Genomic DNA, 22,301 nt, shown 5'->3' with positions numbered 1-22,301 from the left:
AAATCATCGTGACCAGAATCGTCGTCGTTACTTCCGGCAAGGGCGGGGTCGGCAAGACCACCACCAGCGCCAGCTTTTCCACCGGCCTGGCGCAACGCGGCTTCAAGACGGCCGTCATCGACTTCGACGTCGGCCTGCGCAACCTCGACCTGATCATGGGCTGCGAGCGCCGTGTCGTTTATGACCTGATCAACGTCATCAACGGCGAAGCGACGCTGACCCAGGCGCTGATCAAGGACAAGCACTGCGACAATCTGTATGTGCTGCCCGCCTCGCAGACGCGCGACAAGGATGCGCTGTCCGAGGAAGGCGTCGAGAAGGTCATCAAGGAACTGGAACACCAGGGCTTCGATTACATCGTCTGCGACTCGCCGGCCGGTATCGAATCGGGCGCCGTGATGGCGCTGACCTTCGCCGACGAAGCGCTCGTCGTGACCAATCCCGAAGTGTCGTCAGTGCGCGACTCCGACCGCATCCTCGGCATCCTGCAGGCCAAGTCGCGGCGCGCCATCGAAGGCCGCGAGGCGGTCAAGGAACACCTGCTCATCACGCGCTACAACCCGAACCGCGTCGAAGCCGGCGAAATGCTGTCCTACAAGGACATCCAGGAAATCCTGCGGGTGCCGATCATCGGCGTCATTCCGGAATCGGAAGAAGTGCTGCAGGCCTCCAACCAGGGCGCCCCGGTCATCCATCAAAAGGAGACCGATGCCGCCGAAGCCTATCAGGATGTGATCGCCCGCTTCCTCGGCGAAGACAAGCCGCTGCGCTTCGTCGATTTCGTCAAGCCGGGCCTGTTGAAGCGCCTGTTCGGAGGCAAGTGACATGTCGCTGCTTTCCATGCTCTTCGGCAACAAGCCGAAAACCGCCCATCTAGCCAAGGAGCGCCTGCAACTGATCATCGCCCATGAACGCGATGGCGGCGGCAGTAGCGCCAACTTCCTACCCGACCTGCAGCGCGAACTGATCGCGGTGATCTCCAAGTACGTCAACGTAAACCCGGACGACATCCGCGTCTCGCTGGAAAAGCAGGACCGCTACGAGGTACTGGAAGTCAATATCGTGCTACCGGAAAAGAACTGAACGGCGACGGCACGTCACCAGCCTTTACCGGGCACCCACATCGGGCATAGCATCGGGGCCTTCGGAATAGCGGAAGCCCTGATGCCCTCCCTTCTCAAACCCAGCGAAATCGTCCACCGGCTCGACGAGCATGTGATCGGCCAGGACAGCGCCAAGCGCACGCTTGCCGTCGCCATCTACACGCATTTCCGGCGGATGACGGCGAATGCCGCCCTCGACAGCGTCGAACTGAGCAAAAGCAACATCCTGCTGATCGGCCCGACCGGCACCGGCAAGACCCTGCTCTGCGAAACGCTGGCGCGCATTCTCGACGTGCCGTTCGTCACCGCCGATGCCACCTCGCTGGCCCAGACGCAATTCGTCGGCGACGAAATCGAAGCCATCCTGCACCGCCTGGTCGACCGGGCCGAAGGCGATCTGCCGCGCGCCCAGCGCGGTATCGTCTTCGTCGATGAAGTCGACAAGCTGAAAGCCATCGGCGGCCAGGCCCGTGCCACTTCGGGCGAAAGCGTCCAGCACGCCCTGCTCAAGATCATGGAAGGCGCCCCGGTCCGTCTCAGGGATGGCCGTCACATCGACACCACGCACATCCTGTTCATCTGCGGCGGCGCCTTTGTCGGGATGGAGCGCATCCTGACCAAGACCCATACCTTCGGTTTCATCTCGACCTCGGATGGCGACGACCAGCAGATCCTCGAACGCCTGAACGCCCGGATCAAGCCGACCGACTTGCTCGAATTTGGACTGATCCCGGAATTCGCCGGCCGCCTGCCGATCGTCACCCGGCTGCATGAACTCAGTCAGGACATGCTGGTCCGCATCATGACCGAGCCGCGCAATGCGCTGGCCAGGCAGTTCACTGCCATGCTGCAGGCTGATGGGGTGGAATTGCAGATCGAAACCGAAGTTTTCCGCCAAATCGCCGAACTGGCCATCGAATACAAGGCAGGGGCGCGCAGCCTGCGTGGCATCTTCGAGGAAATGATGACCGATGTGATCTATGCGATCCCGGACAATCCGGCGATCCGCCGCGTCACCATCCGCTCGCTGTTCGAGCCAGCCGAGCTGACGACGGCCGCCTGAGGTCTCACCGCGGCTCCCACCACCGCCGTCGGCGCAATCCTGAAAACAACCGGGAACAGCCGCTAGCGGCTGCTTCCCTTCCAGGCGCCAACGCAGTTTTGCTTGAAATACCGCAGGGCTCGCTCCATGAAGGCATCCGGCATCTGCGGGTCGTTGTCGGCCAAATGCACCTCGGCATCCGGCAACAAGTCCTGCAACCACATTGCCTTGAGATCTTCGCGCTGCTCGAATGGGGCGAAGTCATCGACGAATTTCAGCACGGCATTCGAATCGAATCCCTGCGCGCGGTAGGACTGGATAATCGCTTTCGCCTCTTTAAGCAGGGCACTGGCCTTAGCCGGATGTCCCGTGGCGACGTTGAGGAAAATGGTCGCCAGCACCGCCGGATCATCGGCGTTGCCTTTGGTAATCCGAACCCACTCGCGGGCAACGATTTTGTCGTAGGCCACCACATCCTCTTCCGCCACCTCACGGATGAAGAAAGCCCCTTGCGCTTCGGCGTGCAGGATTTCATCCGCTGATTTTTCCGTCGATTTGAGGCGCGGCAACACGTCGTCGATAAACCCCTGCATGGCCTGGCGGGTCAGTTCATCGAACGCCTCCGGGGCATCGCGCAGGAAGGAATCAAGGGCGGCCGGTCTGGGCTTGAAGGTCTTCTTGCGGAGCATCCCGACCAGCTCGACGAACTGGCTCTTTGACGGCATTTCCAGTGCTTTGCCGCCAATAAAGAGGACCAGCATCGCCGAACGAATGACTTCCTCGGCACTGAAATCCTCGTACTCGTCCTGCTTTACATTCATCTGACGGGCCAGCCAACGGGCAAAATCGATCCGCATCTGGTTGGCCTGGCATTGCCTTACCTGTTCCCGGTAGCTGGCAACGCTGATCGGGAAGGCAAACGATCGCTCATTGACGAACAGCTTCTGCGCCAACGGATCGACTTTCCTTGAATGCAGGCTGGTCTCCCCGGGCATCGCGTGCAAGCGTTTCAACATTTCCGAGCCGCCGCGCGAATGGGAGAGCAGCGTGTTGTCGCGCAGGGAGATTGCTGCGGCACGCAAGTCGCCGTTCGCCGAGTCTTCCAGATAGAGGCTGATCAGGTTGGCCATCCGGGTCGCAGCACTCTCCAGATCGGTACGCAAATAAGCCGTGCCGAAATGGTCGGCAATCTGGACGATTCCCTTGGGCGCTTCGGCGGCCATCCGGCTCATGTTGTCCTGGGACAGAAGGCCTTGGGCGAGGCCGTAGCGAACGGCTTTCTCGAAGAATGGACGCGCATCGACAGTGGCAACTGATTTTGTCATTGGCTAGCTCCGTTACAGCGCCGATTCCTCTTCATCGGCCGAGGCGACGGTACCTGGCCGACTCTCAATCACCGCGGTTTCCTCAAGATCTTCAACGCGATGCGCCAGCCGGTCGCGCAAGGTGATGACGATCTGCTCAAAAATATCCGACAGCTCGTAGCGCAACAGCCAGGCGGTTTCCATCCAGTCATGGTCGGAGGTTTCCGAGCGCGTTACCTTGGGCCGCGAAGCGGTAATCGAGTCCCCTTCGTGGAGAGCCTCGTCGATTTCGTGGATTTTCTCGTTGAGCCAGGAGATCGATCTCGATTCCAGGCCACGCTCGGCGTTATAGTCTTCCGAGAACTCGCCCGACATGGCAAACGCCAGCAGTTCGTCGTCCCGTTCGCCGAAGTAATTGGCCAGCACCTCATAGCCGCCGTCCATCTCGCCGATCGCCTCGAGGTATTCGACGGTCAGCTCATCGTCACGGTAGAGGACGGCATTCATCATGCCGCGCAAGGCAGCATGGGTTTCGTCACGGTAGCGGGATTCAAGAACGACAGCCCGGGCGAACTGATCCGGCGTTACCACCAGATTGACCACCGATTGCTTGGAGCCATCAAAGCCCCGCATGATCGCCAGCAGATCCTTTGGCGGAACATCGTTGAGCACGGTGACCAAAGCATCATCACCTTCGGTTTCGGCAATCGAGGCCAACGCCGTTTCCGCACCTTTCAGGTCGCCGGCGAGAATCAGTTGTGATGTTCTAACTACGACTGGATGTGTCATGTCATGCCTTATTCAATAAATCGAATTCTGTATTGCGCCCGGACGATTATTGCCCAATCACTCAAGACTTGAATGAGTCGAAGCCCTGCTCGGCCATCCAGTCATCCCCTGCTTCGGCAAGGTCGCGCCCCTCGTCGTCGCCATCTTCCTCATCGTTTTTCCCGCCCTCCGACTCCGACGCCTCGGAAACTGGTGCCGACGTATCAAATTTGCGGATGAACTCCAAGCAGGCTGCCGTCACCATGAACATCTCGCCGGCGCTCTCGGCCAACACGGCATCCAGGAACGGCGCGGCCCAACTTGCTACATCGACGCTGGACGACAAGTCGTTCCAGTTTGGAAAATCGCCGTCATCCGGTTCACACATAACCGCCGCAGTCATGGCTTTGGCATTGGGGAAAGAAAATCCATCATAAAACACCGGCAGCACCATCTCCGGGCTGAACTCGATCATCGGCAAGATCGATTTGAGTTCCTTGCGCTTTTCCATCAACCGGGCTTTAAGGGCCGGGCTTCCCTCCGAATCGCTCATCAGATCCTGAAGTTCGGCATCGTAGGCAGAAGAGAGCTCTGAGAAATAGTAGGACTTTTTCATTTTTGAATGTTTTCCATATAGCTTGTCCAGATTTCACGCGCCACGACCAACGGGTCATCGACCAGGCTCTTGCGGCGGGTATCGTCGTACGCCTTGCGGCGATCGCCATCGGTTAGTGTTTCATATGCTTGTTGCACGGACCGAAACTTGGCCGCCGCGTCTGGCTCCGGGTTACGGTCGGGATGGAACTGCGCCGCCTTTTTCCGGTAAGCCGTTTTGATGATTTCTGTTGTTGCATCAGGCGATACGCCGAGCAAGCCGTAGTAATCCTTCATTCGTTTTCTCAGTAATGGCGGTTTTTGGTTGAGTACCTAGCGTTTCAGCGAAGCCACTCAGCGCTGAAGAGTCATGAAAGGATGCCGCATCGAACTCTGGTTCGGCGAATTTTTCCGCCCAAATCAGCAAATAGTCACGCGTAGCCAGAAGGCCGCATAGCAAAAACCCCGTTAGCTTGTGCTAACGGGGTTTTGAATGGGAGCCTGGCGGTGACCTACTTTCGCGAGCGGAAGCTCACTATCATCGGCGCTCATCTGTTTCACGGTCCTGTTCGGGAAGGGAAGGGGTGGGTCCAGAGGGCTATTGCCGCCAAGCGTAACTTGTGTGTTTGTCGCGTATTGAAGCGCGGCAAACGCAAAACGGGGAGGAAGGTTGTTGTTGTGACTGCTATGAGTTGCTGCAGTGTCTTACAAGGTTATAGGATCAAGCCGCACGGGCAATTAGTATCAGTTAGCTTAACGCATTACTGCGCTTCCACACCTGACCTATCAACGTCGTGGTCTTCGACGACCCTTTAGGGAGTTCAAGACTCCGGGAAATCTTATCTTAAGGCGAGTTTCACGCTTAGATGCTTTCAGCGTTTATCTCTTCCGAACATAGCTACCCGGCGATACGACTGGCGTCATAACCGGTACACCAGAGGTTCGTCCACTCCGGTCCTCTCGTACTAGGAGCAGCCCCCTTCAAATTTCCAGCGCCCACGGCAGATAGGGACCAAACTGTCTCACGACGTTTTAAACCCAGCTCACGTACCTCTTTAAATGGCGAACAGCCATACCCTTGGGACCGGCTACAGCCCCAGGATGAGATGAGCCGACATCGAGGTGCCAAACACCGCCGTCGATATGAACTCTTGGGCGGTATCAGCCTGTTATCCCCAGAGTACCTTTTATCCGTTGAGCGATGGCCCTTCCATACAGAACCACCGGATCACTATGACCTGCTTTCGCACCTGCTCGACTTGTGGGTCTCGCAGTCAAGCACGCTTTTGCCATTGCACTTTATGGGCGATGTCCGACCGCCCTAAGCGTACCTTCGTACTCCTCCGTTACCTTTTGGGAGGAGACCGCCCCAGTCAAACTGCCCACCATGCACGGTCCCCGATCCGGATTCACGGATCAAGGTTAGAACCTCAAATAAATCAGGGTGGTATTTCAAGGTTGGCTCCACCGAAACTAGCGTCCCGGTTTCACAGCCTCCCACCTATCCTACACAGACCGATTCAAAGTCCAATGCAAAGCTACAGTAAAGGTTCATGGGGTCTTTCCGTCTTGCCGCGGGGAGATTGCATCTTCACAAACATTTCAACTTCGCTGAGTCTCAGGAGGAGACAGTGTGGCCATCGTTACGCCATTCGTGCAGGTCGGAACTTACCCGACAAGGAATTTCGCTACCTTAGGACCGTTATAGTTACGGCCGCCGTTTACCGGGGCTTCGATCAAGAGCTTGCACCCCATCAATTAACCTTCCGGCACCGGGCAGGCGTCACACCCTATACGTCCACTTTCGTGTTTGCAGAGTGCTGTGTTTTTATTAAACAGTCGCAGCCACCATTTCACTGCAACCCCATCGGCCTTCGAGCGCGAGGCTCTACAACCTACCGGGGCACACCTTCTCCCGAAGTTACGGTGTTAATTTGCCGAGTTCCTTCTCCTGAGTTCTCTCAAGCGCCTTAGAATTTTCATCCTGCCCACCTGTGTCGGTTTGCGGTACGGTCAATTCTAGACTGAAGCTTAGTGGCTTTTCCTGGAAGCTTGGTATCAATCACTTCAGCACCGTAGTGCCTCGTCGTCACGCCTCAGCTTAGCCCCCCGGATTTGCCTAAGGGGCACGCCTACACGCTTAAACCACCTATTCCAACAGATGGCTGACCTAACCTTCTCCGTCCCCACATCGCATCTAGAATCGGTACAGGAATATTGACCTGTTTCCCATCGACTACGCATTTCTGCCTCGCCTTAGGGGCCGACTCACCCTACGCCGATGAACGTTGCGTAGGAAACCTTGGGCTTTCGGCGAGGGAGCTTTTCACTCCCTTTATCGCTACTCATGTCAGCATTCGCACTTCTGATATCTCCAGCATCCTTTACAAGACACCTTCACAGACCTACAGAACGCTCCCCTACCATATCTTTCGATATCCGCAGCTTCGGTGCACAGTTTGAGCCCCGTTACATCTTCCGCGCAGGACGACTCGACTAGTGAGCTATTACGCTTTCTTTAAAGGATGGCTGCTTCTAAGCCAACTTCCTAGCTGTCTATGCCTTCCCACTTCGTTTCCCACTTAACTGTGTCTTGGGGACCTTAGCTGGCGGTCTGGGTTGTTTCCCTCTTGACAATGGACGTTAGCACCCACTGTCTGTCTCCCAGGCTTGCACTTTGCGGTATTCAGAGTTTGCCATGGTTTGGTAAGTCGCGATGACCCCCTAGCCATAACAGTGCTTTACCCCCGCAAGTGATACCTGAGGCACTACCTAAATAGTTTTCGGGGAGAACCAGCTATTTCCGGATTTGTTTAGCCTTTCACCCCTATCCACAGCTCATCCCCTAATTTTTCAACATTAGTGGGTTCGGACCTCCAGTACCTGTTACGGCACCTTCATCCTGGCCATGGATAGATCATCCGGTTTCGGGTCTACGCCGTGCTACTAAACGCCCTTATCAGACTCGCTTTCGCTACGCCTCCCCTATTCGGTTAAGCTCGCAACACAACGTAAGTCGCTGACCCATTATACAAAAGGTACGCAGTCACGGAACAAGTCCGCTCCCACTGTTTGTATGCATGCGGTTTCAGGATCTATTTCACTCCCCTCCCGGGGTTCTTTTCGCCTTTCCCTCACGGTACTAGTTCACTATCGGTCGATCACGAGTATTTAGCCTTGGAGGATGGTCCCCCCATGTTCAGACAAGGTTTCACGTGCCCCGCCCTACTTTTCGCTAACTTAGTACCACGGATTCGTTTTCATGTACGGGGCTATCACCCACTACGGCCGGACTTTCCATTCCGCTCCATTAACGATTCCGCTATCACTAGCAGGCTGCTCCCCGTTCGCTCGCCACTACTTGGGGAATCTCGGTTGATTTATTTTCCTCCGGCTACTTAGATGTTTCAGTTCACCGGGTTCGCCTCAATATCCTATGTATTCAGATAAAGATACTCATTGCTGAGTGGGTTTCCCCATTCGGATATCGGGGGATCAAAGCTTCATTGCCAGCTCCCCCCCGCTTTTCGCAGGCTTGCACGTCCTTCATCGCCTGTGATCGCCTAGGCATCCACCACATGCACTTAGTCGCTTGATCCTATAACCTTGTGCTCTCGTCAGAGAGCGGCTACAGGCAAACTCATATTTGTGCGATCTTCATACTCCATACAAAGATCGATGCAATCACAACGCATCACCCAGGCCTCATCAGCCCAAGTGACACAACCTTCTTCCGTTTTGTTAAAGAGCGCAGCATTTGATTCCTCAAAAGCTAAAGATAAACAACCCTGTTTATCTTTAGTTTCTGGTGGAGGATAACGGGATCGAACCGTTGACCCCCTGCTTGCAAAGCAGGTGCTCTCCCAGCTGAGCTAATCCCCCGTTTTAAGACGTTGGTGGGTCTGGTTGGAATCGAACCAACGACCCCCGCCTTATCAAGACGGTGCTCTAACCGACTGAGCTACAGACCCTCGTCTGTTTGCGCTACGTTTGAACAATCGATAGGTTGTGGGTGCCACTGATGCTTTTCTCTAGAAAGGAGGTGATCCAGCCGCAGGTTCCCCTACGGCTACCTTGTTACGACTTCACCCCAGTCACGAACCCCGCCGTGGTAAGCGCCCTCCTTGCGGTTAGGCTACCTACTTCTGGCGGAACCCGCTCCCATGGTGTGACGGGCGGTGTGTACAAGACCCGGGAACGTATTCACCGTGACATGCTGATCCACGATTACTAGCGATTCCGACTTCATGCAGGCGAGTTGCAGCCTGCAATCCGGACTACGATCGGCTTTCTGGGATTGGCTCCCCCTCGCGGGTTGGCGACCCTTTGTACCGACCATTGTATGACGTGTGAAGCCCTACCCATAAGGGCCATGAGGACTTGACGTCATCCCCACCTTCCTCCGGTTTGTCACCGGCAGTCTCGCTAAAGTGCCCAACTAAATGATGGCAATTAACGACAAGGGTTGCGCTCGTTGCGGGACTTAACCCAACATCTCACGACACGAGCTGACGACAGCCATGCAGCACCTGTGTTCAGGTTCCCTTTCGGGCACATCTCAATCTCTCAAGACTTCCTGACATGTCAAGGGTAGGTAAGGTTTTTCGCGTTGCATCGAATTAATCCACATCATCCACCGCTTGTGCGGGTCCCCGTCAATTCCTTTGAGTTTTAACCTTGCGGCCGTACTCCCCAGGCGGTCAACTTCACGCGTTAGCTCCGGTACTAAAAGGTTTTACCCTCCCAACACCTAGTTGACATCGTTTAGGGCGTGGACTACCAGGGTATCTAATCCTGTTTGCTACCCACGCTTTCGTGCATGAGCGTCAGTATCGACCCAGGGGGCTGCCTTCGCCATTGGTGTTCCTCCACATCTCTACGCATTTCACTGCTACACGTGGAATTCCACCCCCCTCTGCCGTACTCTAGCCTTGCAGTCACAAGCGCAGTTCCCAGGTTGAGCCCGGGGATTTCACGCCTGTCTTACAAAACCGCCTGCGCACGCTTTACGCCCAGTAATTCCGATTAACGCTCGCACCCTACGTATTACCGCGGCTGCTGGCACGTAGTTAGCCGGTGCTTCTTATTCCGGTACCGTCATCCACACCAGGTATTAACCAATGCGATTTCTTCCCGGCCGAAAGAGCTTTACAACCCGAAGGCCTTCTTCACTCACGCGGCATGGCTGGATCAGGCTTGCGCCCATTGTCCAAAATTCCCCACTGCTGCCTCCCGTAGGAGTCTGGACCGTGTCTCAGTTCCAGTGTGGCGGATCATCCTCTCAGACCCGCTACAGATCGTCGCCTTGGTGAGCTTTTACCCCACCAACTAGCTAATCTGATATCGGCCGCTCTAACAGCGCAAGGCCCGAAGGTCCCCTGCTTTCCTCCTCAGAGAATATGCGGTATTAGCGTAACTTTCGCTACGTTATCCCCCACTGAAAGGTACGTTCCGATACATTACTCACCCGTTCGCCACTCGCCACCAGGATTGCTCCCGTGCTGCCGTTCGACTTGCATGTGTAAGGCATGCCGCCAGCGTTCAATCTGAGCCAGGATCAAACTCTTCAGTTCAATCCAACTAATTACTCACAATTCACTGACGGTAGAATTTGACTTCTACCTCGATGGATCTCTCCATCCGTGTGATTGCCTTTAATACTTTTTGCGACTTGCGCCGCTTTCGCATCAAGGCACCCACACCTATCGATTGTCCAAATTGTTAAAGATCACTTCCTGTCGCGCCGCTTCTTTCGAAGCCGTCTGCTGCGACGGGGGGCGAACTATATCCGCCACCCAGACCGCCGTCAAGCACTTTTAAACAATCAGGCAATAATAGTTTGCTGACGGTGACCGTCGATCAATAGACACCACATAAAAAAAGGGGCCCGAAGGCCCCTGAAAGGTTGAGACAACGGGTGCTGTTCTCCCGAAATCTCACCCGCAGAGTCAGTGGTGTTCCGTTCTCGCAGGCTTGGCGAAAAGCTGGCTTATTTCGCCGGCCCCTTGCGGATGAAACCGAAAGGCTTGCCCAGCGGCACGAGGGTCCGTCCGAAATAGCTGTTGAGGAAGAGGCCGCCGGCGGTATAGAAGCCGATCAGCGAAATCAGCAATTCCGACCAGGCCGCCAGAGGTGAGAACAGACCCGGATTGATGCCGAGGATGGACAGGGCCAGCGACGGCAGCAGGACGTTGATCAGCATCAGCATGATGGCGAACATCTTGTTGACCTCGAAGGCAGCCACCATGATGAACAGCGAGAAGAAGAAATAGCCCAGGCAGGCAAAGGCAAGTTGCTTCGGATCGGCCTTGGCTGGATCGAGGGCGCCGAGCAGACCCTGGCTGATCGCCCAGTGCATGGCAACCGCGCCCCAGAACAGGCCATAGGCACCAAGCACGATCGAGCCGAAGTAGTTGTTCTTCTTGAAGTCGATGGTCGACGCCCAGATCTGGGCTATGGAGCCGAGCAGCAAGGCCCAGGGAATCAGGTAGACGGACCCAGTTGTCCAGCCCATCTTCTGCGAGGCGGCAACAAAGGTCACCATCGAAAGACCGAACACCCCGAGCGCAGTCGGGTCGGACATGATGATCTTGGTTTCGGTAACAGCTTGTTGCGGTTGTATTTGTGCGGTCATGATCAAATCCCCATTTTGTGATTGTTTGACTTCAATTTATCCGGCCGATCACCATCAAAATTCGCGGATGCCTCCCCCCAGGCGGCATCCGGATACAACGCCCGGCCTGGCACGAGGCGCGACAGGCCGGGTTTGAACAACCGGAGTCCCGAAAAGGCGACGCCCGGTCCTTACCACTACATATTCGGATACGTCGGCCCGCCCCCACCTTCGGGTACCGTCCAGTTGATGTTCTGGGTCGGATCCTTGATGTCGCAGGTCTTGCAGTGCAGGCAGTTCTGACCGTTGATCTGCAGGCGCGGCTTGCCTTCATCCTCACCGAGGATTTCGTACACGCCGGCCGGGCAGTAACGCGTTTCCGGTGCGCCATACTTGGCATAGTTCACGCTGATGGCGACGCTTTCATCCTTCAGACGCAGATGGCACTGCTGGTTTTCCTCATGATTGGTGGCCGAGAGGAAAACCGAAGACAGCCGGTCGAAAGTCAGCTGACCATCCGGCTTCGGATAGTCGATTTTCGGATAAGCGCCCTTTTCGCCCAACTGCGTATGATCGGCGTGGTTGTGCATGGTCCACGGCGCCTTGCCCTTGAAGACATAGGTGTCGATCGCCCCGTAGGCCAGGGCGCCAAACAAGCCCCACTTGAAGGCCGGCCGGATGTTGCGCACCTTGTACAGCTCTTCCCACAGCCAGCTCTTCTTGAGCTGCTCGGCGTACTCGGTGGCTTCCGCCCCCACGTTGTCCTTGAACAGGTGCTCGAAAACGGCTTCGGCGGCGACCATGCCCGACTTCATCGCCATGTGCGTGCCCTTGATCTTCGGCACATTGAGGAAGCCGGCGGTGTCGCCGATCAACAGGCCGCCCGGGAAGGTCAACTTGGGTACCGACTGGTAGCCGCCTTCCGACAGCGCACGGGCACCATAGGAGATGCGCCGGGCGCCTTCGAAGACGCCGCGGATCGCCGGGTGCGTCTTGTAGCGCTGGAATTCTTCATAAGGCGACAACCACGGGTTCTTGTAGTCGAGGCCGACGACCATGCCGATCGCCACCAGATTGTTTTCCAGGTGATAGAGGAAGGAGCCGCCATAGGTGTCGCTTTGCAGCGGCCAGCCGACGCTATGGACGATCAACCCCGGCTGGTGTTTGGCCGGATCGACTTCCCACAATTCCTTGATGCCGATGCCGTAGGTTTGCGGATCGACACCGTCGCGCAAGTTGAATTTTGCCCACAGCTCCTTGGTCAGCGAACCCCTGCACCCTTCGGCAAAGATCGTCTGGCGGGCATGCAACTCCATACCCGGCTGGAAGTTGTGGCCGGGCTGGCCGTCCTTGCCGATGCCGAGATCGCCGGTGGCGACGCCCTTGACCGAGCCATCTTCGCGATAGAGCACTTCGGCGGCGGCAAAGCCGGGGTAGATCTCGACACCCAGCGCCTCCGCCTGCTCACCCAGCCAACGGCAGAGGTTGCCGAGGCTGATGATGTAATTGCCGTGGTTGCCCATCTGCGGCGGCGTCGGCAGCTTGTAGGAAGCGCCCTCGGTGAGGAACAGCAGGCGGTCTTCGCCGGCCGGCGTATTGAGCGGTGCACCGCGCTCCTGCCAGTCGGGGATCAGTTCAGCCAGCGCATGTGGCTCGAGCACCGCGCCGGACAGGATATGGGCGCCGATTTCGGAACCTTTCTCGAGCAGACAGACCGAGAGCTCCTTGCCATTGGCCAAACCCAGTTGCTTGATGCGGATCGCCGAAGACAGCCCCGAAGGGCCGCCGCCGACGATCACGACGTCGTATTCCATCGCATCGCGATCAGTACGCATGATCATGCTCAGAACAGGTTTTCCGGCAGCCCGAACACCGACTCGCTACCGCCGGTGACTTCGGCGGCGTAGGCGGAGGCGAAGGGCAACTGGTGGGCGGCGAAGTAGGTCGCGGTGGCCAGCTTGGCCTGATAGAACTGGTCGCTGTTGCCGGCCGCGATCTGCTTGACGGCAAGCGCCGCCGACTTGGCCATCAGCCAGCCGCCGGCGACGATGCCGGTCAGCTTGAGGAAAGGCACGGAGCCGGCATGGACGGCCTGCGGGGCGCTCTCGTAGTTGGCGAGAATCCACTCGGCAGCACCGCTCAGGGCTGCGATGCCGTTTTTCAGATTGGCGGCAATGCCGGCCAACTGGGCGTTGCCGGCCAGTTCTTCAGCCGTGGCCGTCATTTCGGCCAACAGGGCTTTCATTCCGGCGCCCGGCACCTTCTCGCGGGCCAGCTTGCGGCCGACCAGGTCGTTGGCCTGGATCGCCGTCGTGCCTTCGTAGATGGTGGTGATGCGCGAATCGCGGTAGTACTGGGCCGCCCCGGTTTCCTCGATGAAGCCGACGCCACCGAAAACCTGGACGCCGGTCGACGACAGTTCGACGCCCTGCTCGGTACTCCAGCCCTTGACCACCGGGGTCAGCAGGTCAACACGGACCTGGGCGGCGGCATCGCCGGCGTGGGCGCGGTCGATGTTGGCGGCGGTGTAGTAGGCCAGCGTACGCATGGCTTCGGTGCGCGACTTCATATCCATCAGCATGCGGCGGACATCCGGGTGATGCAGGATGGGCTTCTTGACGCCGGATTTGTCGCCGACCGGCGCCCCCTGGATGCGCTCGCGGGCATACCACAGGGCGTGCTGGTAGGCGCGCTCGGCGATGCCGACGCCTTCCAGGCCGACATTGACGCGAGCGTGGTTCATCATGGTGAACATGTAGCCGATGCCCTTGTGCTCTTCGCCGACCAGATAGCCGACGGCACCTTCGTTCTCGCCATAGGACATCACTGCCGTCGGGCTGCCGTGGATGCCCATCTTGTGTTCGATGGAGGCGCAGATCAGGTCGTTGCGCTTGCCCAGCGAACCGTCGTCATTGACCAGGAATTTCGGCACGATGAACAGCGAGATGCCCTTCAGTCCCGGCGGGGCATCCGGCAGACGGGCCAGCACCAGGTGAATGATGTTCTCGGCGACGTCGTGTTCGCCCCAGGTGATGAAGATCTTGGTGCCGCTGACCAGGTAGGTCCCGTCGCCGGCCGGCTTGGCCTTGGTCGAGATGGCGGCGAGATCGGAACCGGCGTTCGGCTCGGTCAGGTTCATCGTGCCGGTCCAGGTGCCTTCGACCATCTTCGGCAGGTATTTCTGCTTCAGCTCTTCGGAAGCGTGGTGGGCGATGGCTTCGATGGCGCCGCCGGTGAGCATCGGGCACAGGCCGAAGGCCATGTTGGCGCCCTTCCACATTTCGTTGACCGCCATCGACACGACGGCCGGCAGACCCTGACCGCCGAATTCCGGCGAGAAGGGCATGGAGGTCCAGCCGGTTTCGGCGAACAGCTTGTAGGCTTCTTTGAAGCCGGGCGCCGTGGTGACGACGCCATCCTTGCAGACGTGGCCGGTGCGGTCGCCGACGCGGTTGATCGGGTCGAGGACGCCGGTGGCGAACTTGGAAGCCTCATCGAGGATGGACTCGACGAGATCGACGGAACATTCCTCGTTGCCGGGCAGCGCGCAGATCTCTTCGAGACCGGCGACTTCGTTGAGGACGAACTGCATGTCGCGAATCGGGGCGATATAGGTGCTCATAGGGGTATCTCCTGGCTATTTTTGGGTTTAGACGGTGGCAACGAGTTGCGGTACGACTTCAAACAGATCGCCGACCAGGCCGTAATCGGCGACCTGGAAGATCGGCGCATCGGGATCCTTGTTGATGGCGACGATGACCTTCGATTCCTTCATGCCGGCCAGATGCTGGATGGCACCCGAGATGCCGACCGCGATGTAGAGCTGCGGTGCGACGATCTTGCCGGTCTGACCGACCTGGTAGTCGTTCGGCACGAAGCCGGCATCGACCGCCGCACGGCTGGCGCCGAGGGCGGCACCGAGCTTGTCGGCGAGCGGTTCGAGCAGGGCGTGGTAGTTCTCGCCACTGCCCAGACCGCGCCCGCCGGAAACGATGATCTTGGCGGCGCCGAGTTCGGGCCGTTCGGATTTGGTCAGTTCGCGGTGGGTAAGTTGGGTTTGGGCGGTGTCGGCCGCCGGGCTGATGGTCTCGACCGGGGCGCTGTGGCCGCTGGCTACGGCATCGAAGGCGGTGGTGCGGACGGTGATGACCTTGACCGGATCGGCGCTCTTGACCGTGGCCAGGGCGTTGCCGGCGTAGATCGGGCGGACGAAGGTGTCGGCGGCTTCGACGCCGGTGATTTCCGAGATCTGGGCGACGTCGAGCAAGGCGGCGACGCGCGGCAGCAGGTTCTTGCCGAAGGTGGTGGCCGGGGCGAGGATGTGGCTGTAGCCGGCGGCCTGGGCGATGATCAGAGCGGTCAGGTTTTCGGCGGTCTGGCTCTGGTAGTGGGCGGCGTCGGCGACTTTGACCTTGGCGACGCCGTGCAGGCCGGCGGCTTGCTGGGCGGCGCCGGCGCAGGCGCTGCCGGCGACCAGAACGTGCACTTCGCCACCGATCTTGACGGCGGCGGCGACGGTGTTGAGGGTGGCGGCTTTGAGGCTGAGCTGGTCGTGTTCGGCAATGACGAGAATGGTCATGGTGTGTTCTCCCTTAGATCACTTTCGCTTCATTGCGAAGCTTGTTGACGAGTTCGGCGACGTCGGCGACCTTGACGCCGGCACTGCGCTTGGCGGGTTCGGCGACTTTCAGCGTCGTCAGGCGCGGCGCGACATCGACGCCGAGGTCGGCCGGCTTGACGGTGTCGAGCGGCTTCTTTTTGGCTTTCATGATGTTGGGCAGCGTAGCGTAGCGCGGCTCGTTCAGGCGCAGGTCGGTGGAAACGACGGCTGGCAGGCTGATCGCCAGGGTTTCGAGGCCGCCGTCGATTTCCCGGGTGACCGTCGCTTGGCCGTCGGCGATGACGACCTTCGAGGCGAAGGTGGCTTGCGGCCAGTTTTGCAGCGCGGCGAGCATCTGGCCGGTCTGGTTGGCATCGTCGTCGATGGCTTGTTTGCCGCAGATGACGAGTTGCGGTTGTTCCTTGTCGCACAGGGCTTTCAACAGCTTGGCGACGGCCAGTGGCTGGAGCTCGACGTCGGTTTCGACGAGGATGCCGCGGTCGGCACCGATCGCCATCGCGGTGCGCAGGGTTTCCTGGCAGGCGGCGACGCCGCAGGAGACGGCGATGACTTCGCTGGCGATGCCGGCCTCCTTCAGCCGGACGGCTTCTTCAATGGCGATTTCGTCGAAGGGGTTCATGCTCATCTTGACGTTGGCCAGGTCAACACCCGAACCGTCGGCCTTCACCCGAATCTTGACGTTGTAGTCCACTACCCGTTTCACGGGGACGAGAATTTTCATGGGATATTCCTTTTCCGGACACAAAACCCCCTGCCGACCAAGGCATGGTGACAGGGGGTATGCCGATTACTCGATGGCGAGCGCGGAGTTGGCGTGCTGGCGCAGGACGTATTTCTGGATTTTGCCGGTGGACGTTTTCGGCAATTCACCGAACACCACCTGCTTCGGCACCTTGAAGCGGGCCAGGTGAGCTCGGCAATGCTCGATGATCTCAGCTTCGGTCGTCGTCGAACCTTCCTTCAGCTCGATGAAGGCGGCCGGCACTTCGCCCCACTTCTCGTCGGGCTTGGCGACCACAGCGGCGGCGATCACCGACGGATGACGGTAGAGCACATCCTCGACCTCCAGCGAGGAGATGTTCTCGCCGCCGGAAATGATGATGTCCTTCGAGCGATCCTTGATCTTGACGTAGCCATCGCTGTGCACGACGGCCAGGTCGCCGGTATGGAACCAGCCGCCGGCAAAGGCTTCCTCCGTGGCATGCGTGTTCTTCAGGTAACCCTTCATCACCAGATTGCCGCGGAACATGATTTCGCCCATCGTTTCGCCATCCCAGGGCACCGGATCGAGAGACACCGGGTCGAGTACGGCGATCGCTTCCTGCATGTGGTAGCGGACGCCCTGTCGGCCGTTGCGCGCGGCGCGCAGGTCGATTGGCAGCCGGTCCCATTCGGGATGCTTGGCGCACACCGAAGCCGGACCATAGGTTTCGGTCAGGCCGTAAACGTGGGTGATATTGAAGCCCATCTGCTCGCAGCCTTCGATGATGGCCGCCGGGGGGGCAGCACCGGCGATCAGGCCGTTGACCTGATGGGTGATGCCTTCCTTGAGCGCCGCCGGGGCGTTGATCATCATGCCGTACACAATCGGCGCACCGCACATGTGGCTGACCTTGTGCTCCTTGATCAGGCCGAAAATCAGGGCCGGATCGATCTTGCGCAGGCAGATGCTGGTTCCGGCATTGGCCGCCATGGTCCACGGGAAGCACCAGCCGTTGCAATGGAACATCGGCAGCGTCCACAGATAGACCGAGTGCTGCGGCATGCCCCAGGAAATGATGTTGGACGCGGCATTCAGGTAGGCGCCGCGATGGTGGTAGACGACGCCCTTCGGATTGCCAGTGGTGCCCGAGGTGTAGTTCAGCGCGATGGCATCCCACTCGTTGGCCGGCAGTTGCCAGGCGAAATCGGGTTCGCCTTCGGCGAGGAAGGCTTCATAATCCTTTTCGCCCAGCGTTTCGCCACCGGTGAATTCCGGGTCCAGCGTATCGATAATCAAGGGCTTGGGGCCTTCGAGCAACGCCAGGGCCGGTTTGACGATGGCGGAAAATTCCGGATCGGTAATCAGCACTTTGGCTTCACCATGCGTCAGCATGAAGGCGATGGCTTCCGGATCAAGCCGGGTATTCAGGGTATTGAGTACGGCGCCGCTCATCGGCACGCCGAAATGACATTCGAACATCGGCGCCGTATTCGGCAACATTACGGCAACGGTGTCGCCCTTGCCGATACCGCGGCTCTTCAGCGCGGAGGCAAGCTGGCGACTGCGTTCATAACTTTCCTTCCAGGTATATTGACGAGCACCCTGGATGACGGAAATACGTTTGGGGTAGATAAACGCCGAGCGCTCGATGAAGCTCAGCGGGGAAAGCGGAACATAATTAGCCGGGTTCTGATCGAGCCCGACGGTGTACGGATTGGCCACAAACATCTCCTCACGATTCTTGCGAAAGCGCTGTTCTCTTTTGGGCTTTGGTTTTTTTATATCTGACAAGAGTGACAAAATACTCTTGCGCAACTATTGGTCGAATGTAACGAATGGTTACACCGACCGAACTCGCCAAACGCCTGCTCTAGAATTGTGACATGAACCTCGCCCCCCCTGCTCCGGGTCTCGCCCAGCATGACGCAATGCTGCAAACCGGGCTGGATTTGCTCGACCAGGGCATCACCGTCTTCGACGGCGATCTGCGGTTGGTTGCCTGGAACCAGCCCTTTCTCCGGCTACTCGATTTTCCGGACGAGATGGCCTGGGTTGGCGCCTCTTTCGCGTCGTTCATCCGCTACAACGCCGAACGGGGCGAATACGGACCCGGCGACAAGGAAGCCCAGATCGCCGAACGGGTGACCGCGGCGGCCGGCTTCGCGGCCCGGGTCACCGAACGCCAGCGGCCGAACGGGCGGGTTTTGCTGCTGCGCAGCGAGCCGCTGCCGGACGCGGGATTCGTTACCTTGTACAGCGACATCACCGAACAACGTTACATCGAGAACCTGAGCGAACATCAGAATATCCAGCTCGAGGAACGGGTCCGCCGGCGGACCGCCCAGCTGGAAAACGCCAACGCCAACCTGATCCGGGCCAATACCGAAAACACCCGGATTGCCGCTGCCCTGCGCCGCAGCGAGGAACGCCTGCGGCTGATCAACGACACCATTCCGATCCTGATCGGCTATGTCGACAAGGACGAGGTCTATCAATACGCCAACAAGGGCTACTCCGACTGGTACGGACATCCCGAGGGCGGAGTCACCGGGCGGGCCGTGCGCGAGGTGACCGGCGAACAGGTCTATAGCCAGGTGCGCGAGCCGGTACGCAAGGCGCTGGCCGGCCAGCAGGTGACTTACGAATACAAGATGGATCGTCCGGGGCAAAGCGTTTTCGCGCGCAGCACACTGGTTCCGGAAATCAGTGCGGAAGGCGAAAAGTTGGGATTCTTCGTCTTCTCGCATGAAATTACTGAGCAAAAACGGATGGAGGCCGCCCTCGTCCAGGCCCAGAAAATGGAGGCCATCGGCCAGCTGACCGGCGGCCTGGCCCACGACTTCAACAACCTGCTGACCGTCGTCATCGGCAATCTCGCGGCGCTGCAGGATCATCGGCCGAATGACGCCGAGATCAACGAATTCGTCACCCCGGCGCTGCAGTCGGCGCGGCGCGGCGTACAACTGATCAAGCGCTTGCTCACCTTCTCCCGCCAGCAGCCGCTGGAACCGCAGGCGGTCGATATCGGCCGGCTGACCGCCGGGCTGGCCAAGCTGGTACGCCGCTCATTGCCCGAATCGATTGTCGTATCGACCGATCTGGCAACCGGCTCGGTGCATGCCCTGGTCGATCCGGGGCAACTGGAAAGCGCCCTGCTCAATTTTGCGCTGAATGCGCGCGACGCGATGCCGGCGGGTGGCCGACTGCACATTGCCGCGCGCGCCATCGAACTGTCGAGCGATGCCGCGGCTTTCGACGTCGCCCCCGGCCCCTATGCGCTAATCGAAGTGGCCGACAACGGCTGCGGCATGGATGCGGCGACCCTGGCCCGCGTCTACGAACCTTTTTTCACCACCAAGCGCTTCGGTCTGGGCAGCGGCCTCGGCCTGTCGATGGCCTACGGCTTCGTCAAGCAGTCGGGTGGCGGCATCGCCATCCAGAGCCAGACCGGCCAGGGCACGACGGTGTTGATGGTGCTGCCGCTGGTCGCCGCCGAACCGGACATCGACCCGCCGGCCGCCGATGCCCTGTTGGCGCACGGCGGCGAACTGGTGCTGCTGGTCGAAGACGAGCCGAATGTCCGGCGCGTTGTCCGCCAGCAACTGATTGACCTCGGCCACCCGGTGATCGAAGCGGAGAACGGCGCCCAGGCGCTGGAAATGATCGAACAAATCCCCGATATCGGAATCGTCGTCAGCGATGTCATCATGCCGGGCGGCATCAACGGCCGCCAACTGGCCGAGCAGACGCTGGCCGGACACCCGGCCATGCGCATCGTGCTGATGAGTGGCTACACCGACGAAGGCGAGGAGGACACTGGCAACAATCTGCCCATCCTCGCCAAACCCTTCGCCCGTCAGGATCTGGCCCGCGCCCTGCAACGAGCAAACAAAGACAAGCCATGAGCGAAACCGACGTCCACAAACTGATTGCCATCGTCGAGGACGACCCCGACGTCGCCCGCATCATCGAACAGGTCCTCGGCGATTTTTCCTTCCGTACCGTCTGGTGCCGCAGTGCCGGCGACTTGCTGCGCCGCCTGCGCTCGCTGGCGCCCGACCTGTGCATCATCGACCTCGGCCTGCCGGACATGGATGGTCTTGAAGTGATGCAGCGCGTCCGCACCCAGTCGGCCTGCGGCATCGTCATCCTGACCGGCCGCGCCCATGTCAGCGACCGGGTGATGGGGCTTGAGCTGGGGGCCGACGATTACATCCTGAAGCCGTTCGAACCGCGCGAACTGGTCGCCCGCGTCCGCAGCATCCTGCGCCGCCGGGAAACGGCAAGCAGCAGCCCGTCCCGGCAGATCGCCGAATTCTCCGGCTGGCGCTTCAACCTCGGCAACAACACGCTGTACGCCCCGAACGGCGAGGAACACCTGCTCAGCACCTCGGAAACCGAGTTGCTCAAGGTCTTCGTCAGCAATCCGAATCGCATCCTGCAGCGCGAACAGCTGATGGGCACCCGCGACCTGGCGCCGACCGACCGCAGCATCGATGTCCGCATCTCGCGCCTGCGTCGCAAGCTCGAACCCGATGCACAAAGCCCGGCCTTCATCAAGACGGTGTACGGCGCCGGTTATCTCTTCCTGGCCACGGTCAACTGGGCTGGCGAGGCGAATTCCGCGAACGCGAGTCGCTGAGATGCGCTACCTCGGCATCGTCACCGTCCTCTGGGCGTTTTCCTTCAGCCTGATCGGTGTCTATCTGGCCGGTCAGGTCGATAGCGACTTCGCCGTGCTGGCCCGGGTGTGCATCGCGGCCCTGGTCTTCGCCCCTTTTACGCTGTGGCGCGGCCTGCCACCCCGCCTGCTGGCCGGCTTCTGGCTGGCCGGCGCGCTGCAATTCGGCGTCACCTATCTCTGCCTCTATCGCAGTTTTGCGGTGCTGACGGTGCCCGAGGTGCTGCTATTCACCGTGCTGACGCCGATCTACGTCACGCTGCTCGACGACGCCCTGGCCCGCCGCTTTTCGCCGTGGTCGCTGCTCGCCGCGCTGGTCGCGGTCGGCGGCGGCGTGATCATCCGTTTCGAGCATCTCGAAGGCGATTACCTGATCGGCTTCCTGCTGCTGCAACTGGCCAACGCGACCTTTGCCGCCGGCCAGGTGCTATGCCGCCAGTTGCTCGTCCGCTATCCGACCGAGCAACCGCTGCACCGCTTCTTCGGCCATTTCTTCCTCGGTGCCCTGCTCCTTGCCCTGCCCTCCTTCCTGCTCTTCGGCAATCCGGAGCGCCTGCCGCACACCGCGATGCAGTGGGGCGTGCTGCTCTGGATGGGGCTGTTCGCCACCGCCCTCGGCATGTTCTGGTGGGTCAAGGGCAGCACCCTGGTCGACGCCGGCACGCTGGCGATCATGAACGAACTGCACGTGCCGGCCGGCCTGCTGGTCAATGTGCTGATCTGGAACCGCGAGGCCAACCTGCCCCGCCTGGCACTCGGCGGCGCCATCATCGTCGCCTCGCTCTGGCTCAATCGCCAGGGGCGGCAAGCGGCCTTGCCGGCCAGCCAGGCGCCATAGAAAAAGGGGCAGTTGCCTGCCCCTTGGTGACTGA

Annotated in this window: 16 protein-coding genes, 2 tRNA genes and 3 rRNA genes; 6 read left to right on the top strand and 15 right to left on the bottom strand. The window is 59.5% G+C overall.

Annotated features, from left to right (window positions below; all coding sequences use genetic code 11):
* Positions 1–8 precede the first annotated feature (8 nt).
* The 3 genes from minD to clpX all read left to right on the top strand — a co-directional run bounded on the left by minD (position 9) and on the right by clpX (position 2,166).
* Positions 9–824 carry a septum site-determining protein MinD gene (gene minD, locus KI611_RS01470; RefSeq protein ID WP_226418068.1) on the top strand — a complete coding sequence of 272 codons (816 nt, stop codon included), beginning with the start codon at positions 9–11 and terminating at the stop codon, positions 822–824.
* Between the two features lies 1 nt (position 825).
* Complete coding sequence (gene minE, locus KI611_RS01465) at positions 826–1,083, top strand: cell division topological specificity factor MinE (protein ID WP_226418067.1); 258 nt, start codon at positions 826–828, stop codon at positions 1,081–1,083.
* An 81-nt stretch (positions 1,084–1,164) separates the two neighbouring features.
* Positions 1,165–2,166 (top strand): ATP-dependent Clp protease ATP-binding subunit ClpX, encoded by a 1,002-nt coding sequence (gene clpX, locus KI611_RS01460; protein WP_226418066.1) that lies wholly within the window; start codon positions 1,165–1,167, stop codon positions 2,164–2,166.
* Between the two features lie 62 nt (positions 2,167–2,228).
* On the opposite strand, the gene KI611_RS01455 is transcribed toward clpX, so the two are convergent.
* The 15 genes from KI611_RS01455 to KI611_RS01385 form a co-directional block, all read right to left on the bottom strand.
* Positions 2,229–3,470: a hypothetical protein gene (locus tag KI611_RS01455; protein WP_226418065.1), complete on the bottom strand. Its 1,242-nt coding sequence runs from the start codon at positions 3,468–3,470 to the stop codon at positions 2,229–2,231.
* Between the two features lie 12 nt (positions 3,471–3,482).
* Complete coding sequence (locus KI611_RS01450; RefSeq protein ID WP_226418064.1) at positions 3,483–4,238, bottom strand: hypothetical protein; 756 nt, start codon at positions 4,236–4,238, stop codon at positions 3,483–3,485.
* 61 nt (positions 4,239–4,299) lie between these two features.
* Entirely contained in the window at positions 4,300–4,833 is a 534-nt protein-coding gene (locus KI611_RS01445) for a hypothetical protein (protein ID WP_226418063.1), read from the bottom strand.
* A complete protein-coding gene (locus KI611_RS01440) occupies positions 4,830–5,108 on the bottom strand; it encodes a DnaJ domain-containing protein (protein ID WP_226418062.1) in 279 nt (92 codons plus the stop codon). Before KI611_RS01440 ends, KI611_RS01445 begins: the two co-directional genes overlap by 4 nt.
* Before the next feature lie 202 nt (positions 5,109–5,310).
* Positions 5,311–5,423, bottom strand: a 5S ribosomal RNA gene (rrf, locus tag KI611_RS01435).
* A 105-nt stretch (positions 5,424–5,528) separates the two neighbouring features.
* Positions 5,529–8,409, bottom strand: a 23S ribosomal RNA gene (locus KI611_RS01430).
* Positions 8,410–8,617: 208 nt separating this feature from the next.
* Positions 8,618–8,693 (bottom strand) — tRNA-Ala (locus KI611_RS01425).
* Positions 8,694–8,705: 12 nt separating this feature from the next.
* Positions 8,706–8,782: transfer RNA gene (locus KI611_RS01420), tRNA-Ile, on the bottom strand.
* Positions 8,783–8,846: 64 nt separating this feature from the next.
* Positions 8,847–10,384 (bottom strand): 16S ribosomal RNA (locus tag KI611_RS01415).
* Together the 16S, 23S and 5S rRNA genes with 2 tRNA genes alongside form the textbook arrangement of a ribosomal RNA operon.
* A 416-nt stretch (positions 10,385–10,800) precedes the next feature.
* Positions 10,801–11,445 carry an acetate uptake transporter gene (locus KI611_RS01410; protein ID WP_226418061.1) on the bottom strand — a complete coding sequence of 215 codons (645 nt, stop codon included), beginning with the start codon at positions 11,443–11,445 and terminating at the stop codon, positions 10,801–10,803.
* 176 nt (positions 11,446–11,621) lie between these two features.
* The gene (locus KI611_RS01405; protein WP_226418060.1) at positions 11,622–13,265 is read right to left on the bottom strand and encodes an electron transfer flavoprotein-ubiquinone oxidoreductase; all 1,644 of its coding nucleotides are present in this window, start codon (positions 13,263–13,265) and stop codon (positions 11,622–11,624) included.
* Positions 13,266–13,267: 2 nt separating this feature from the next.
* A complete protein-coding gene (locus KI611_RS01400) occupies positions 13,268–15,046 on the bottom strand; it encodes an acyl-CoA dehydrogenase (RefSeq protein WP_226418059.1) in 1,779 nt (592 codons plus the stop codon).
* Between the two features lie 27 nt (positions 15,047–15,073).
* A complete protein-coding gene (locus KI611_RS01395; protein ID WP_226418058.1) occupies positions 15,074–16,003 on the bottom strand; it encodes an electron transfer flavoprotein subunit alpha/FixB family protein in 930 nt (309 codons plus the stop codon).
* A 13-nt stretch (positions 16,004–16,016) separates the two neighbouring features.
* On the bottom strand, positions 16,017–16,766 hold the full coding sequence (locus KI611_RS01390) for an electron transfer flavoprotein subunit beta/FixA family protein (RefSeq protein ID WP_226416121.1): 750 nt from the start codon (positions 16,764–16,766) through the stop codon (positions 16,017–16,019).
* Between the two features lie 66 nt (positions 16,767–16,832).
* Positions 16,833–18,476, bottom strand: a complete 1,644-nt coding sequence (locus KI611_RS01385) for an acyl-CoA synthetase (RefSeq protein WP_226418057.1) — start codon at positions 18,474–18,476, stop codon at positions 16,833–16,835.
* A gap of 155 nt (positions 18,477–18,631) precedes the next feature.
* Between KI611_RS01385 and KI611_RS01380 the strand changes: the two genes are divergently transcribed.
* Genes KI611_RS01380 through KI611_RS01370 form a run of 3 tightly spaced genes read left to right on the top strand, consistent with a single transcriptional unit; the run spans position 18,632 to position 22,267 of the window.
* Positions 18,632–20,653, top strand: a complete 2,022-nt coding sequence (locus tag KI611_RS01380) for a PAS-domain containing protein (RefSeq protein ID WP_226418056.1) — start codon at positions 18,632–18,634, stop codon at positions 20,651–20,653.
* A complete protein-coding gene (locus tag KI611_RS01375; RefSeq protein ID WP_226418055.1) occupies positions 20,650–21,390 on the top strand; it encodes a response regulator transcription factor in 741 nt (246 codons plus the stop codon). The genes KI611_RS01380 and KI611_RS01375 overlap by 4 nt, the downstream gene beginning before the upstream one ends.
* 1 nt (position 21,391) lies before the next feature.
* The gene (locus tag KI611_RS01370) at positions 21,392–22,267 is read left to right on the top strand and encodes an EamA family transporter (RefSeq protein WP_226418054.1); all 876 of its coding nucleotides are present in this window, start codon (positions 21,392–21,394) and stop codon (positions 22,265–22,267) included.
* Positions 22,268–22,301 lie beyond the last annotated feature (34 nt).

This window comes from Dechloromonas denitrificans (assembly GCF_020510685.1).
GTDB lineage: Bacteria > Pseudomonadota > Gammaproteobacteria > Burkholderiales > Rhodocyclaceae > Azonexus > Azonexus denitrificans_A.
This window is presented reverse-complemented; position numbering and strand designations above follow the sequence as displayed.